The following is a 14,607-nucleotide window of genomic DNA, read 5'->3' as shown; positions in this document are numbered from 1 at the left end:
CCTGCCTAATTCTTTTGCACAAGTTTTCCACAGTTTGGCTCTATATATTTAAATATGCTACCCAACAAACTGTAAACTATGGCTATTTCAGGATTACTTTCTGAACTTCCCCTCCCAGAAATCTTTCGACTACTTCAGCAAGGAAATAAAACAGGACGACTAGCAATTAAAGCACAAGCACCTAATTCGTCTCAGCCAGAGCAAAATTTTTACATTTGGTTTCAGCAGGGATTGATTATTGCCGCTGCTAATAGGTTAGATGGGAAGGGATTGTTATCCATTATCCAACAAAAGGGTTGGATGAATGCGCGTTCGGTGACTCGAATTACAGATGTCTGTGCAATTAATCAACCCACAGGTTTGTGTCTCAAATCCCAAGGAATATTGGAACCAGAACAATTAAAAATGTTATTTAATTATCAAGTTTTAAAACAAATTTGTAAACTATTTGAATTACAAAATGGTTCATTTGAGTTTGAGACTAAAACGCCTGTACCTCATATGGAAATGACTGGTTTGACTGCTATACCCAAAGAAGTTATACTCAAAGGCTTAAGGGTTTTGCGTAACTGGAAAACCCTTGAAGATAAATTACCAGAGCCAACTTATGCTTTAGTTAGCAAAATCAATGATAAGCCTCAATTGGGATTAAATCAACTGGAATGGCAAATTTGGGAATTCACCAAAGGAACAGTTTCAATTATAGCGATTGCAGAACAGTTAGGGTTGCCTTTAGAAACAATCCAACAAGCCGCATTTCGACTTATAGTTGTAGGTTTAGTAGAAGAAGTACCTGTGTTTTTAGAAGCGCCACCTCAGCAACTACATGAACTAGAATCCGCAATGATTGAAGTAGAATTGGACGAGCAAAGTAAACAAGAAGGTACAGTTAGTCAGTCTTTTCTTAAAAGCCTAGTTGGTTTTCTCAAAAACAGGCTTTAAGTTAGCTTTAAATCAAAAAGATCTTGGCTCTAACCCTGAGTTTAAACTATTAAGACTCAGATTAAATTTTTGTAAAATTTTCCTGTGCTTTGCCCTTATGAATTATATATATATCTACTTTTTTATCCCAATTTAACTTTATTTACACAAGTTTTGCATAATCATCATGTATTTTTGATAATAACAACATTATGATTACGTCAATATAACTGTCCATCATCTTCTACCTGGAAATTGAAATTATGTCAGTTTTACGAAAAGAATTAGGCAATTTTAACAGTATTATCTGCTTTAAAGCAGCTATTACAGGCATGGAAGAAGCTCTAGGAGAAAAGGCTACAGCTATTGCACTCACCACAGCTGGTCGTGCTAGGGGCAAAAAGTTAGCAGAGGAATTAGGTTTAGCAGGATCTTCACTTTCATTAGATGATGTAACAGATAAATTAAGCCAGGCGTTAGGTAAAGAAGGAACTCGTTTGTGCATAATTGAAAAAATTGTTGCTGAAGGTGAAATCATTAAAGTTTATACTTCTGAAACCTTCTGCTCTGCTGGTGAACCAATCAATTCACCTCGTAAATGTACTTTTACTATGGGCGCAGTTTGGGGTGCTATTGAACAACTAATTGGTAAGCGTTTGAGAGGAGTACATACTGAATCAATACTCCGAGGTGGCACTCATGATGTGTTTGAATTCACGCCTTTAGGATAACAGGTATATCGTAACTGAATTCAGGTTTAAAATTCAGGATTTTATTCAAATCTTCAACGGTATTTTGATGGGTTTTGGTGAAGATGCCGTTCTACAAATTTTAGCTAGTGAAACCGCTAAACAAGGAATTTTAATATTTAGAAATTAAGCGTGTCATCAATGAAGTACAGTTGGTTTTAAGCTGTTAAGCACCTAAATTTGATAATCCTAAAATGTTTAAATCTTGTGGGGTGGGCATCTTGCCCGCCAGACTTATACAAATTAAATGCACAACAGCTTACTCTAATTGATAGCCGAGTTAATTTAAACATCAAATGCTCATAAAAAATTCCCGATCTAGCATCTTGCCATCATTTATAGAAAAATATTTTTCTATTCTCTGCGTTGGCAATTACATTTCTCAATCAAATGTAATTGCTTAAAGATAATGCGAGTTGAGGGGGAATTTTTTCGGTAAGTATCTTAACTTTATATCAACTAATTTTGAGAAAAATATATGGAGATTATGCGCTTGGTTGTTACGGGAACAGTAGCTGCGGGAAAATCTACTTTCATACGTTCTGTCAGTGAAATTGAAGTTGTAGATACAGATACCCGTGCAACTGACGAAACAGCATTACTGAAACAAAGAACCACTGTTGCATTTGATTTTGGTCGGTTGCAATTTGGTCAGGAAATGGCATTGCATCTTTATGGAACACCAGGTCAATCGCGCTTTGACTTTATGTGGGATATTTTAATTCGCAAGGCTCATGCTTATATTTTATTGGTAGCAGCCCACCGTCCTGGTGAATTTCGTCAAGCACGTAAAATTATTACTTTTATGACTCAGCGGATGCAGATTCCTATGATTATTGGTCTTACCCATACTGACTGCCCAGGTGCTTGGAGTCAGGAAGATGTTTTCTTTGCTCTTGGGTATATGGATGATAAAAATCGCCCTCCTATAGTAAATGTAAATGCCACTCAAACAGCATCTGTAGCTGAAGCTGTTATTGCTCTAGTAGAACAATTAATGCAAAAAAATTATTGTATGTAATTTAGCAACCTACAGCAGTTTGCGTAGTTAAGAGGTATAAAATCTAAATTGTAACCTATACATGAAGCCAGTTTTACTCCTGACTCCTGACTCCTGAATTCTGCTGTAAAACAAAACCTAATGAATCTCTTTCCCTTTCCCTGTTTCCTATTTCCACTAATAAATTGAATTGAATTTTATTCAACTACTTGCTATTGATATGGGGCAGGCAAGACTTGGACAAACTCAGTCAAAGGATGCCCACCCTACAAGAATTACAAATCTACATTTTTATCAACTTTTTGCCATTGGTGGAAAAACAGAAATACTTCTTGGTGTTTCAGATGAGGGTAGAAATTTCTCGGTCAATAATTGTTGGAAAGTTTTTAGTGAATCTTGCCAATTCTGAATTATATTTTGCAAGTCTTGCAGTTTTTCTGTGGGAATATCTCCTAACAAGGGATAATTAAAGTTACCTGAAAATAAAATCGCTGACGCTTGTTTATCAGGAAATTGAACATTTACCTGATTGATGCCTAAGTTTAGTGTTCCCCGTTTCAAAGGATAAGTTAACTGTAAGGCAGCATTTACTTTTCCTCCTCCAAACTCTTGCCATGAGCCGGGTGATAAAAGTTTACTGCATATGTATTCATAGGCATCGGCATCTGAGTTAAAGGTGACAAATCCTCTGGGGTTAATTCCTACTCGCTGATACTCTACTTGGGATAGTTTTTCTATTAAGTTTAAAGTAATTTTTGGTACTTGTATTTCTGCGATTGGTTTTGTGATTATGCTCTCTAATATGCTCACACTATTGGGCTGGGCAACGATTCCTAAACCACTGTTAAAAAAAAGCTGAACTACACCATTTGCATAAACTGGTTGTTTGGCTAACTCCCAATCTGCGGGGATAATCCCTGTGTATTTCAAGAAGTCGGGGGTGAGAACGGTGGGATTAAGATTTTTGGCGGTAATAGCGATCGCAAATTCTTGAATTTCAAAATCTTTGCTCATAAACCTAGGTATTTTTTGACAGTGCCAATACTGTATAACAAAACATAAGTACAAATATAGCGTTTCCTAAAATTGATTTTCCTCACTTCCCCCTTTTCCACGCCCAATTTAATTTAAAATTATGAGTAGTAATATTAAGAATTGTAAAATTAAGTATCAATGCCTAGTCTTTCCCTTAACAAAAATAAATCCCGCGTCATCGTTATCGGTGCGGGTATAGGTGGACTTACAGCCGGTGCATTATTAGCACATAGAGGTTACAACGTCTTAATTCTCGACCAGGCTTTAGTTCCCGGTGGTTGTGCTTCTACTTTTAAACGTCAAGGCTTTACCTTTGATGTCGGTGCAACTCAAGTTGCAGGGTTAGAACCAGGGGGAATTCATCACCGTATTTTCTCAGAATTGGGAATTGAGTTACCAGAAGCAACGCCTTGTGACCCTGCTTGTGCGGTTTATCTCCCTGGGGAGTCTACACCGATTAATGTCTGGCGTGATTCTCAAAAATGGCAGGAAGAACGCCAAAAACAGTTTCCTGGTAGTGAACCTTTTTGGCAATTATTAGCAACTTTATTTCATGCTAGTTGGGAATTTCAAGGACGTGATCCGGTTTTACCACCGCGTAATTTATGGGATTTAGGACAATTAATCCAAGCGGTGCGTCCGAGTACTTTTATAACTGCACCTTTTACTTTGTTTACTGTGGGGGATGCTTTACGGTTATGTGGTTTGGGGAATGATTACCGACTGAGGACGTTTTTGGATTTGCAACTCAAGTTGTATTCTCAGGTTAGCGCGGAAGAAACTGCTTTGCTTTATGCAGCAACAGCGTTGAGTGTTTCCCAACTACCGCAGGGATTGTTTCATCTCCAGGGTAGTATGCAAGTTTTGAGCGATCGCTTACTATTTGCCTTAGAACGAGACGGTGGTAAGTTATTAATGCGCCACACCATCGAAACAATCAACGTTGAAAATGGCAAAGCTAACGCTGTAGTTATCAGAAACCAGAAAACCGGGGAAACTTGGACAGAAACCGCAGATCATGTAGTTGCTAACGTTACAGTCCAGAATTTAGTAGAGTTATTGGCAGAAAATGCCCCATCTGGATATAAACAAAGAGTAGAAAAACTCCCCCCAGCTTCCGGTGCATTTGTGGTGTATTTAGGTGTAGAGAAGAGTGCAATTCCTGCTGATTGTCCACCTCATTTACAATTTTTATATGATGCTAATAAACCGATTGGCGAAAATAATTCTTTATTTGTATCTGTGAGTCATGAAGGAGATGGCCGCGCACCAGAGGGAAAAGCCACAATTATTGCTTCTTCTTTTGTTGATTTTACTCCTTGGTGGGAAACTCAAAATTATGAAGAGTTAAAACAAAAATTTACCCAAGATGCAATTTCCAAACTTTCCCAATATTTCTATCTAAAACCTGAAACTATAATTCATATAGAAGCTGCCACACCCCGCACCTTTGCTCATTATACCGGCAGAGAAAGCGGTATTGTTGGTGGAATTGGTCAAAGAATTCCTACTTTTGGCCCCTTTGGTTTTGCCAATCGTACTCCTATTAATAATTTATGGTTAGTTGGTGATTCAACTCATCCAGGTGAAGGAACTGCGGGGGTGAGTTATTCAGCTTTGACAGTAGTTAGGCAAATTCAAGCTCAAAATTGATGATTAAGTAAATTGTATAACATCGTTTATTTAATATTACTTGATCTTAGCCATTCAAAGAATGAAGCACAATTGATTTCGAGATTATCAGATTTATTTTTTTGAATATAAGACTGAAGAGATTGATTTCCACATGACTCTAAAAGCGCAGTTTGCATCCATTTGTAATATTCATCTTTACTACCTATTCTCAAATAAGAATTTGCAATTTCAAAAATTACACATAGTTCTAGAATAAAAGGTAAATTAAGTGCATTTTCGGTAAACTTCCTTTTAATATATTTGTTGGAATATTGAAAAACACAATCATGAATATCCCAATTCCATTGCTTCCCACATAGAATATTAACTAGCATCGTTTCAATGCAACATTCATTTAATATATCTATATGTTTTTTAATAAAAGTAACATGATTTTTCATTTGTAGTTCAGGAATAAGTGATTGATTATAAATAAGGTACATTGACAACATCGCTATTTTTTGTTGCCTTTTAGCATTAGCAATTGAAGTTTCATATAACTCTAATAATTCATGCAAATCAATCAAATCTGTATTTTTGCTATCTAGTATAGCTTCTATAAAATGTGATAAAAAGCCAGAAAATCTATCAAAAACTTGATCAGGAGAGAATCCTAAAGAATTCCATATCCAATACTGAGCAGCCATCTTCATTTGTACGATTGCCGTAGGAACAATGTTGTGAATATCACCATTCCAGTCATATTCTTCTGTTTCCAGATATGGCTGTTTCTGCACAAAATTATTAATAACATGGTAAGCAAGACGAGTTAATCCGTTAAAGGTAAGGTAAGGACTATTCTGCCAAGGAAATACGTCTCCTTCTGCAAGTTGAGGCGATTTCAATTGATTCAGTATTGGTATTAACTGATGAGCGTACTTAGAACGCATACTATAAGCATTTTTGAGAGCAATTTCAATTTCTGATGGTCTTATTGGTCTTGTTGTTGTTATTGTAGTATCTAGAGCTTCATCAAGATAATAAGTATCAGAAATATTATTAGTAATAAATTTAATAAATCGTTGTTGTAGTTTCAGATGACTAGATTTCAATAATATTTCACGTATTTCAGTCGCTACATCCTGGTCTATTATTAATAATTGTTTATCTAAATTATTTTTTATTTTCTGATCATAATCATCCCAAGTTGCTTCAAAATCATCAAAATTTTGACTAAGTGATTCTAATGAATAAACAAGCATAGAGTATGCTAGGTCTAGATTATAATTTAATATCTGTAATGCATCTGAGAAGTTGCCGAGGAATCTAATAACAGCAGTATATTCCTTCCTTGGTAAACCAATGACTTTATCTACAAATTGAACAAATGTACTTATATCAATTTCATTGCCACGTATGCTAGTGTCAAAGAAACGCTTGACAAATTTAGATGGTAAATAGTAATCTCCAGAATTTTTGCGTCTTTCTCTGCAATTTATTTCAACATTTCGCTTATCAGTATGGAAAAAAGCCCTCAAGCCAAAAATGCAAAGTAATTGAAACTGCTGAACGATTTCAGGATCACCAATTCGACTGATTACTCCAGGTCTTATTTCATCATATTCAATTTGATTAGTATAATTTATTATGTAAGGCACGGCTGATTCATGGAATATATCTGCGGGTTCTAGAGTTGCAATACACGTTTTTATTGGTTGAGAGTAGGAAAAATTTGAGTAGGTAACTGCTTTTGCATCATGAGTAAACCGATTAGGTTTTGTGAAAAACTTACCAGATATAACTTGTAGCATTTGATTACTCTTTTTTTATAGATTGTCTACACAGTAAATTTTTTAACAGTATTAGTGCTTGTAATAATTTTGATGTATTATACTTGTATTTGTCAAGTAAAAAAGCTTAATTTGTCATTATTGCTGTTTTAAAAGTTTTGTGAAAATTTATCTTTGTACATCTTCTACTAACATCCGACATATAAAAATTTTAGGAATAAATAAACTATGGTAACGACAGCAACACCGGCAGAAAACAGAGTTTTACTTGAAAACATCACTTGGCAAACATTTAAAACCATGCTGGCTGAGATGGGTTCAAACCGCACAAACAGAATGACTTATGATCATGGAAAGATAGAAATAATGACTCCACAAAAACCTCATGAAAGCTCAAATCGTCTAATTGAGGTTTTTGTTGGTGTATTATGTGAAGAATTGGGATTAGAAGTTAACCGAGTTGGTTCACTAACATTAACAAGAGATGATTTAGAATATGGTGCAGAACCAGATAGCAGTTATTACATCCAAAATGAGTTATTAGTTAGAGAAAAAGAGAATATTGATTTAGCATTTGATCCACCACCAGACTTAGTATTAGAAGTAGAATATTCCCGACCAAAAATAGACAAATTAAAACTTTACGCTGCAATGGGAATTCCCGAATTTTGGCGTTTTAATGGAACTACATTAAAAATCTACATCCTTGCAAACAAGCAATATTTAGAAACTCAAATTAGCCCCACTTTTACACCTATACCAATTAAAGAAATTCCCCGATTTATCGAAGAAAGTAAAAAGATTGGACAAATTGCCGCAACTCGTGCTTTCCGCACTTGGGTTAAAGTGGCACTCAATAACTAATTTTAAATAAAAAAGGGGCTGATTTCACACAGTCCCCCAATTACCAATTACCAATTACCAATTACCAATTACCAATTACCAATTACCGATTACAACCCATCACTAATCGGTGATGGCAGTGACTCTTCAGATCCAGGCAATAAAGGATCAGGTGATGGCTGAGGTGATGACTTAGGAAGAATAAATTGTCGCCAAGTCCTAATTTGTTGTTGGGCATCTCTGTAAGCAGAACTACCCTGTGGAATCAACCTGGCTGTCTCAATACTTCTAGCAACATCAAACTCGCTTTGAGAACGCGCCATTTGTAATAACTGTTGACTCCATTGATCAATAGCCAGGTTCGCGTCCATACGTAAGACGTTACGATTTGATACCCGATTAGCTAACTTGATCGCCTCGGCTAAAGCTTCTGGTGTGCCAGTAATAGCGACTTCTCTGGCTTTCTTCCAGTTTTCTTTGGCACGGATTTGCTCTTGCCAACTATCAACAGCTGTTTGTGCTTCTCCTGCCAGCGCTCGTCCTGATGAGGCAATTTTTTGAGCTTCCCTGACAGCAGTAGTTAAATCACCACTATCAGCAATGATGCGTGCTTGATCTAGATAAGGTTGATCTTGAATTCGCTGAATTTTAGCTGTCCAAGTGCTGATTTTTTTTCGTGCGTCTGGATATAAGGAACGACCAGATCGAATTTGACCTGCCTCTGCGATCGCAGCTTGTAATGAGTTAATATCCTCCAATAGAGCTATCTGTTCAGCGCGATCTAAATAAGGTTGGTCTTCAATAGACTCTACTTTGCTGCGCCACCGTCCCATTTCTTGCCGCGCTTCTTGAGAACGGGGGTTATTATCGGGAATCAGCTGTACTTCGGAGATTGCTGCCGTTAAATCGTTAATTGTGCCTTGACTAGCTAAATTTCGCGCTTTTTCCAAACGAGCAACATCTTCAATCTCTAATTGCCATCGAGCAATCAGTTGTTGGGCTTTACCATATACTTCCCTAGAAGCATCAATTTGTTGGGCTTGGTAAATAGCTGCCTCTAAACCAGCAACAGTACCCACCCAAGCATTCCTTTGTGCTTCACCCAAAACCACAAAATCATCTATTTCTGTCTGTAATGAGGAAATTGGCGGAATTTGTCTGACAATTTCTAATGCTGTATCGGCATCCCGTCTGTCCATTCTTGCTTGTGCCAATTCCAACATCTTGCGCCCAAATTCAGGAATCAACTCTTGAGCTTTTTGATACAAATAGCTGTCTGACTGAATCGACTCAGCCAGCTTAATAGCCTCAAGTAGTTGATCGACTGAGCGACGTTTTGCTATGCTTTCAGCTTTATAAAGCTTGTCGCCATCTTCTCTCGCTGTTACAATGATGCGATTTAATTGGTCATATTTGGTAGTAGACCAATATTTATTGTTGACGCGTAGGAGCTTAGATGACAGCATAAAAGCTGATTGCCAATTCCTTTGTCGCAGTTCCTTTTCCGATTCTTGGTAAATTTCTTCTGCCCTTGACCAGATAGACTGCCATTTACCAATTTGTTCTTCTACTAGTTTCCGTACTTCTAAGTCTTCAGGAATTTGGCGAGCAGTTGCGATCGCTTCTTCTAAATTTCCAGCTTGAAAACTTTGATCTGCTAACTGTAAAATATCCCGTGACCACTCCTCTAGCAAACCATTAATTTGCCCTCTGAGGGGGTGATTTTTTGGCAGTTCCTTTACCAGTGCGATCGCTTGCAATAAATCATTTATAGTCTGCTTAGAAGCTGCCAACTGAGCGCAGTGCAACCTTACCGAAGCACTAGCCAAAGGCCAAAAAATTTCTGGGCAATTCGGTGCTGATGGTAATTTAAGCAGCATCGACATTGATATAAATCCTATAGTGCTGGGAATCAACGTTAATAATATTGACCACAGCACCCAATTTTTCATCCAGCGTGGTATTCTCTCAGTAATATAACCGAGCTTAAAATTTCGCTCTGAATGATTATCTATAGGTAATCCTTCTGTATTGTTCTCTTGTTGCTGCTTCACTGATTTATAGTTAGAACCAGTAGCTGGGACACCAGATACTTGAGTAGTCCCGACTTCTGTAGTTCGGGATAATCTTGTTGTTTGATCTGGTTTTTCTGCTCTGGCTGGAGACCAACTGTCTGAAATATCCCGTTCTGTCATCTCTCACACCAAAGTAATTGAACAGCAGTCTAAGTCAGACTGATAATTCCATTTTGGCCATAGTAACTTTCTTTCTCATCATTAAAAAGCTATTTTTTTCCTGTTCTATCTCCACAGATACCATTTACAATTATTGAGATTAGTATCTTTTTATACTCATTCTGAAATAGAAGCTTCCGTCTGCAAATCAACAATTAGTTTCGCCAGATTATCACTACTAGCTTGATAAACTCTGCCACAAAAATCACAAGTTGCTTCCGCACCATTATCTTTAATAATCATATCTTGCAATTCTGCCTCTCCAAGCATTTTTAATGCTCCTAGCACCCGATCAAAGGAACAACGACAATGGAAGCGCAACATCTGACTTTCAGGAAAAATTGTCAGCCCCATATCTCCTAGCAAATCATCAAAAATTTCAGTCAGCGTCTTTCCTGCTTGCAATAATGGCGTAAACCCTGATAATGCAGATACTCTTGATTCCAAAGTAGAAACCAAGGCTTCATCTCTGGCAGCTTTAGGCAACACTTGTAATAGTATCCCTCCAGAGGCTGTAACGCCACCTGAACCCACAAATACACCTAAAACCAAAGCCGAAGGTGTTTGTTCAGAATTTACTAGGTAATGGGCGACATCATCACCAATTTCACCAGAAACAAGTTCAACCGTACTAGAGTATGGATAACCATAGCCAATATCCCGCACAACATACAAGTAGCCACTACCTACTGCGCCACCAACATCTAGCTTACCTTTAGAATTAGGAGGCAATTCCACCGATGGGTTCTGCACATAGCCCCGTACCGTGCCATCCAAGCCCGCATCTACCAATATACCACCTAAAGGCCCATCGCCCTTGACTCGCACATTGACCCTAGACCCAACACGCTTCATACTAGAAGCCATTAACAAGCCTGCTGACATAGTTCTTCCTAGTGCGGCTGTAGCTACGTAAGAAAGTTTATGACGCACTCGTGCTTCCTCAGTTAAGCGTGTGGTAATCACACCAACCGCCCGAATACCCCCATCGGCCGCTGTAGCCCTAATTAATTGATCCGCCATGAAAACCCTTACAATTCTTAACAAAATTACTTTTCTATTGTAAGTTCTCTGGGGACTGGGGACTAGTGACTGGCAACTAGGAAAAATAGAGGAATATTTATCTTTCTCCTACCACCAATCACCAATCACCAATCACCAATCACCAATCACCAATCACCAATCACCAATCACCATGCTAGGAACTTTTCAACAAAGCCAACTGCGAATTGAAATCGAAGCATCAGCTACTGCCATTCACGATAGTCTATTGCGTCCAGCACAGCTAGAAAAATGGCTATTAGGACAAAGTTTTTCACCCGGAATGCCAGAAGAACTAAAAACCGGATTTCAGTTTACTACTTCCACAGGGCCAGTCCAAATACATCATCAAGTCGATGTCGTCAAATCCAATTGTCTGCGCTTGCTACTCAGTAATGGTATTGATGGCTTTCACGAATGGTATTGGGGAGAAGGTTGGGTACAGTCCCGCTTGGAAGGTATATCAATTTTACCTGTTAAGTTGGCTCAAACTCTAAGCTTGTTGAGTTTACGTCAGTTTTTGGTAACTCAGAAAGTGTAAATCTATAAATATTCCACCCAATAAGGGACTTCCAAATAAAAAAATATATAAATATTTTCTGGAAGTCCCTAATAGGAATTTAGTTTTCTCATTCTCATACAGAGTACGTGAATGAATTCTAAAAGGCTCTGCCTAGATGTGACAATATACAAATTACGAATTATTTACCCGGTTTTACCACCAAGACTGAACAATTAGCTTCTTCCATGACTTGAGTGCTAACAGAACCCTGGACAATTCTCTTCATCCCCGTTAATCCACGACTACCAATAACCACTAAGTCAGCGTTGTAAATATTGGCTAGTCGCACAATTTCTTCAGCAGGATCACCAGTTACCAGTTCTAATTCACTTTCAGATGACAATTTTTCTTGATAGAATTGCATCTGCTTTTCAATCTGGAAATAAGAAAACTTGGGTGACTCAGGGTGAGGACGATCAGCGGGTAATTCTATTTCTGACTCCGGTGTAGGAAATACATGACAAAGAATTACTTTGGTGTTTGATGACAAGACCAAATCACCTAAAGCTTGAATTACTCGTTCGGCAGTTTCCGAGCCATCCAGAGCTACTAAAATAGTTTTTAACACCGCTTTTGTTTCCTCAAAGGTAGACCCCTTAAATCGTCACATAGGGATCTTTATTGGTGTTAACACCAATAATTTCCCAAATGTAAGCTTTAGTTTATTAAAATCACAAACTTACTATCTTTAACTAAGGAGTAGCTTGTGTCAACCGTATTCAGTAAAGGTTATGCATTACTAAATTACTCATTTTCCTCAACTCGCCGTCGTACTGAATCAGCGTGGGAAGGTAAACCTTCAGCGTTTGCTAGTGCGTCAATTGCACCAGCTACTTTGTGTAGTGCAGTTGGTGAGTATTGAATAATACTAGAGTGTTTGAGAAAAGTTTCTACACCTAAGGCAGAAGCATAACGGGCTGCACCGGAGGTTGGTAAGGTATGGTTTGGCCCCGCTAAATAGTCACCTACAGCTTCTGGTGTTGAATAACCCAGGAAAATAGCCCCAGCATGGCGAATCTGAGAAATCAAAGCCCAGGGATCTTTAATTTCTAATTCCAGGTGTTCAGGAGCAAATTCATTTGAGAGTTCTGCTGCTGCGGTGAGAGATTCGACAACGACAATTAAGCCGTAATGAGCGATCGCTTTTTCTGTGTCTATCCGTCGTGGGTGATCTATTAATTGTCGTTCTACAGCTACTTGGACTTTTTTTGCTAAACCAGCATCTGTTGTTAACAGAATTGCCGCCGCCATTGGATCATGTTCCGCTTGGGCTAACATATCCGCCGCAACGTGTGCAGGATTAGCTGTTTCATCAGCAATAATCAGCACTTCGCTGGGGCCTGCTAATGAATCAATACCCACTGTTCCATAAACTAATTTTTTGGCTAAGGTGACATAGATGTTGCCTGGTCCAGTAATCACATTCACTTTCGGAATCGTTTCTGTACCGTAAGCTAAAGCTGCGATCGCTTGAGCGCCCCCAATGCGATAAATTTCTTGTACCCCCGCCTCTTGTGCAGCTACTAAAACTGCGGAACTAATCGTTTTTTCTCCTCGTGTTGGTGTTACCATCACTACACGGGGGACACCTGCCACTTTGGCTGGAATAGCATTCATCAGCACCGTACTGGGATAGGAGGCGCGACCACCTGGAACGTATAAACCTGCCCGATCTACAGGGGTATAGCGTTTACCAAGTACTATTTCATCCTCGCCAAAGTGTACCCAGCTTTTTGGTACTCGCTGTCGGTGAAACTCTTCAATTTGGCGACAAGCCAGTTGAATAGCTGCCAACAAATCCTTTGATACCTGTTGGTAAGCTGCATCCAGTTCTGAACCTGTCACCCTTAGTTCTTCTGGCTGCAAGGTTTGGTGGTCAAATTCTGAAGTATAATGCAATACAGCTTTATCGCCTTGGCGCTTGACTGCTTGCAAAATTTCCCTCACTGTTGCTTCTTTGTGAAGCAATTGTTCATCCTGGGTGCGTTCGCCTTCGGCGCGTTGGAGACGTTCGCAGATACGTTGTAGTTCGGCTCTAACGTCTGCCTGCTGAGTAATAATTCGCAGCATGGAATAAGGACAATGCCAAAATTAGAATGTTCCCGCTTGAGAATTAGTTTTGCTCTTACTCACTAGGAGATCAAGCTTTCCCTAACTCTCTTCTCTAGCTTAACCTGGATTTTTTTGATACTCCCAGGATTGCCGTTTCCTTTTTTCCCAGGGGTTATTAATTTTAGTACTCTATCTTAACCTATTTCCCCATGTGAAAACATATCCTGAGCATAGGGATTTCCCCATATCACAGGGGGTAATAGCAGATGACTGGGTAGTAATTATTTTTTTCCTGTTGCCTATTACCTTCTGTAACTTATTTTTTGCAGAAATTATAACATTGGCAATTTGGATGCTATATTAGTAAGTCTAGTAGTGTGTGTACATATTAATTAATAGTTTTTTTGGAATTGACTGTGGCGAATACAAAATCTGCTCTCAAGCGTGCCCAAATTGGAGAACGCAACCGACTGCGTAACAAAGCATATAAATCGGCTGTAAAAACGCTGATGAAGAAGTACATTAGTGCTGTTGAAGCCTATAAAGCTGCTCCTACTCCAGAATTGAAACAAGCAGTAGATACTCAGATGTCAGAGGTTTACAGCAAAATTGATAAAGCCGTGAAGCGTGGGGTGTTGCATCCCAACAACGGAGCTAGGAAAAAATCAAGATTAGCGCATAAACTCAAACCGCTGACTCAAACTGCACAGTAGTCATTAGTCATTAGTCATTAGTTTTCAAGCTAATAGATTAATGACCTAATAAA

Annotated in this window: 13 protein-coding genes; 7 read left to right on the top strand and 6 right to left on the bottom strand. The window is 38.5% G+C overall.

The genetic code is table 11. The features are described from left to right. Positions 1 to 78: 78 nt before the first annotated feature. The 3 genes from ACOWPH_RS06900 to ACOWPH_RS06890 all read left to right on the top strand — a co-directional run bounded on the left by ACOWPH_RS06900 (position 79) and on the right by ACOWPH_RS06890 (position 2,691). Positions 79 to 942 carry a DUF4388 domain-containing protein gene (locus ACOWPH_RS06900; protein WP_015214685.1) on the top strand — a complete coding sequence of 288 codons (864 nt, stop codon included), beginning with the start codon at positions 79 to 81 and terminating at the stop codon, positions 940 to 942. 242 nt (positions 943 to 1,184) lie between these two features. Beyond that, complete coding sequence (locus ACOWPH_RS06895; RefSeq protein WP_015214684.1) at positions 1,185 to 1,652, top strand: hypothetical protein; 468 nt, start codon at positions 1,185 to 1,187, stop codon at positions 1,650 to 1,652. 496 nt (positions 1,653 to 2,148) lie between these two features. After that, entirely contained in the window at positions 2,149 to 2,691 is a 543-nt protein-coding gene (locus ACOWPH_RS06890) for a GTP-binding protein (protein ID WP_015214683.1), read from the top strand. 273 nt (positions 2,692 to 2,964) lie between these two features. Here the strand turns inward: ACOWPH_RS06890 and ACOWPH_RS06885 are convergent, their stop codons facing one another. Continuing rightward, the gene (locus ACOWPH_RS06885) at positions 2,965 to 3,684 is read right to left on the bottom strand and encodes a hypothetical protein (RefSeq protein ID WP_015214682.1); all 720 of its coding nucleotides are present in this window, start codon (positions 3,682 to 3,684) and stop codon (positions 2,965 to 2,967) included. A gap of 159 nt (positions 3,685 to 3,843) precedes the next feature. Between ACOWPH_RS06885 and crtD the strand changes: the two genes are divergently transcribed. Beyond that, positions 3,844 to 5,358 carry a C-3',4' desaturase CrtD gene (gene crtD, locus ACOWPH_RS06880; protein ID WP_015214681.1) on the top strand — a complete coding sequence of 505 codons (1,515 nt, stop codon included), beginning with the start codon at positions 3,844 to 3,846 and terminating at the stop codon, positions 5,356 to 5,358. 26 nt (positions 5,359 to 5,384) lie between these two features. Here crtD and ACOWPH_RS06875 read toward each other — a convergent pair whose 3' ends face one another. Then, the gene (locus tag ACOWPH_RS06875; protein ID WP_015214680.1) at positions 5,385 to 7,130 is read right to left on the bottom strand and encodes a hypothetical protein; all 1,746 of its coding nucleotides are present in this window, start codon (positions 7,128 to 7,130) and stop codon (positions 5,385 to 5,387) included. Between the two features lie 207 nt (positions 7,131 to 7,337). Between ACOWPH_RS06875 and ACOWPH_RS06870 the strand changes: the two genes are divergently transcribed. Next, positions 7,338 to 7,973, top strand: a complete 636-nt coding sequence (locus tag ACOWPH_RS06870; RefSeq protein ID WP_015214679.1) for a Uma2 family endonuclease — start codon at positions 7,338 to 7,340, stop codon at positions 7,971 to 7,973. Positions 7,974 to 8,062: 89 nt separating this feature from the next. On the opposite strand, the gene ACOWPH_RS06865 is transcribed toward ACOWPH_RS06870, so the two are convergent. Both ACOWPH_RS06865 and hslO read right to left on the bottom strand, forming a co-directional pair. Next, positions 8,063 to 10,147, bottom strand: a complete 2,085-nt coding sequence (locus ACOWPH_RS06865; protein ID WP_015214678.1) for a hypothetical protein — start codon at positions 10,145 to 10,147, stop codon at positions 8,063 to 8,065. A 156-nt stretch (positions 10,148 to 10,303) separates the two neighbouring features. Then, complete coding sequence (hslO, locus tag ACOWPH_RS06860; RefSeq protein WP_015214677.1) at positions 10,304 to 11,209, bottom strand: Hsp33 family molecular chaperone HslO; 906 nt, start codon at positions 11,207 to 11,209, stop codon at positions 10,304 to 10,306. Positions 11,210 to 11,381: 172 nt separating this feature from the next. On the opposite strand from hslO, the gene ACOWPH_RS06855 reads away from it, so the two are divergent. Then, positions 11,382 to 11,768: a hypothetical protein gene (locus ACOWPH_RS06855; protein ID WP_015214676.1), complete on the top strand. Its 387-nt coding sequence runs from the start codon at positions 11,382 to 11,384 to the stop codon at positions 11,766 to 11,768. Between the two features lie 160 nt (positions 11,769 to 11,928). On the opposite strand, the gene ACOWPH_RS06850 is transcribed toward ACOWPH_RS06855, so the two are convergent. Both ACOWPH_RS06850 and hisD read right to left on the bottom strand, forming a co-directional pair. Next, positions 11,929 to 12,357 (bottom strand): universal stress protein, encoded by a 429-nt coding sequence (locus ACOWPH_RS06850; protein ID WP_015214675.1) that lies wholly within the window; start codon positions 12,355 to 12,357, stop codon positions 11,929 to 11,931. A 176-nt stretch (positions 12,358 to 12,533) separates the two neighbouring features. Beyond that, on the bottom strand, positions 12,534 to 13,859 hold the full coding sequence (gene hisD, locus ACOWPH_RS06845) for a histidinol dehydrogenase (protein WP_015214674.1): 1,326 nt from the start codon (positions 13,857 to 13,859) through the stop codon (positions 12,534 to 12,536). 398 nt (positions 13,860 to 14,257) lie between these two features. Here hisD and rpsT point away from each other — a divergent pair, with 398 nt between their 5' ends. Then, positions 14,258 to 14,554 (top strand): 30S ribosomal protein S20, encoded by a 297-nt coding sequence (gene rpsT, locus ACOWPH_RS06840; protein ID WP_015214673.1) that lies wholly within the window; start codon positions 14,258 to 14,260, stop codon positions 14,552 to 14,554. Positions 14,555 to 14,607 lie beyond the last annotated feature (53 nt).

The sequence above is a fragment of the Anabaena sp. PCC 7938 genome (genome assembly GCF_049315035.1).
Classification (GTDB): domain Bacteria; phylum Cyanobacteriota; class Cyanobacteriia; order Cyanobacteriales; family Nostocaceae; genus Anabaena; species Anabaena cylindrica.
This window is presented reverse-complemented; position numbering and strand designations above follow the sequence as displayed.

Excerpts from the sequence above, each read along its gene's own strand:
- ACOWPH_RS06900 (WP_015214685.1), top strand. The coding sequence starts at position 79 with ATGGCTATTTCAGGATTACTTTCTGAACTTCCCCTCCCAGAAATCTTT.
- ACOWPH_RS06895 (WP_015214684.1), top strand. The coding sequence starts at position 1,185 with ATGTCAGTTTTACGAAAAGAATTAGGCAATTTTAACAGTATTATCTGC.
- ACOWPH_RS06890 (WP_015214683.1), top strand. The coding sequence starts at position 2,149 with ATGGAGATTATGCGCTTGGTTGTTACGGGAACAGTAGCTGCGGGAAAA.
- ACOWPH_RS06885 (WP_015214682.1), bottom strand. The coding sequence starts at position 3,684 with ATGAGCAAAGATTTTGAAATTCAAGAATTTGCGATCGCTATTACCGCC.
- crtD (WP_015214681.1), top strand. The coding sequence starts at position 3,844 with ATGCCTAGTCTTTCCCTTAACAAAAATAAATCCCGCGTCATCGTTATC.
- ACOWPH_RS06875 (WP_015214680.1), bottom strand. The coding sequence starts at position 7,130 with ATGCTACAAGTTATATCTGGTAAGTTTTTCACAAAACCTAATCGGTTT.
- ACOWPH_RS06870 (WP_015214679.1), top strand. The coding sequence starts at position 7,338 with ATGGTAACGACAGCAACACCGGCAGAAAACAGAGTTTTACTTGAAAAC.
- ACOWPH_RS06865 (WP_015214678.1), bottom strand. The coding sequence starts at position 10,147 with ATGACAGAACGGGATATTTCAGACAGTTGGTCTCCAGCCAGAGCAGAA.
- hslO (WP_015214677.1), bottom strand. The coding sequence starts at position 11,209 with ATGGCGGATCAATTAATTAGGGCTACAGCGGCCGATGGGGGTATTCGG.
- ACOWPH_RS06855 (WP_015214676.1), top strand. The coding sequence starts at position 11,382 with ATGCTAGGAACTTTTCAACAAAGCCAACTGCGAATTGAAATCGAAGCA.
- hisD (WP_015214674.1), bottom strand. The coding sequence starts at position 13,859 with ATGCTGCGAATTATTACTCAGCAGGCAGACGTTAGAGCCGAACTACAA.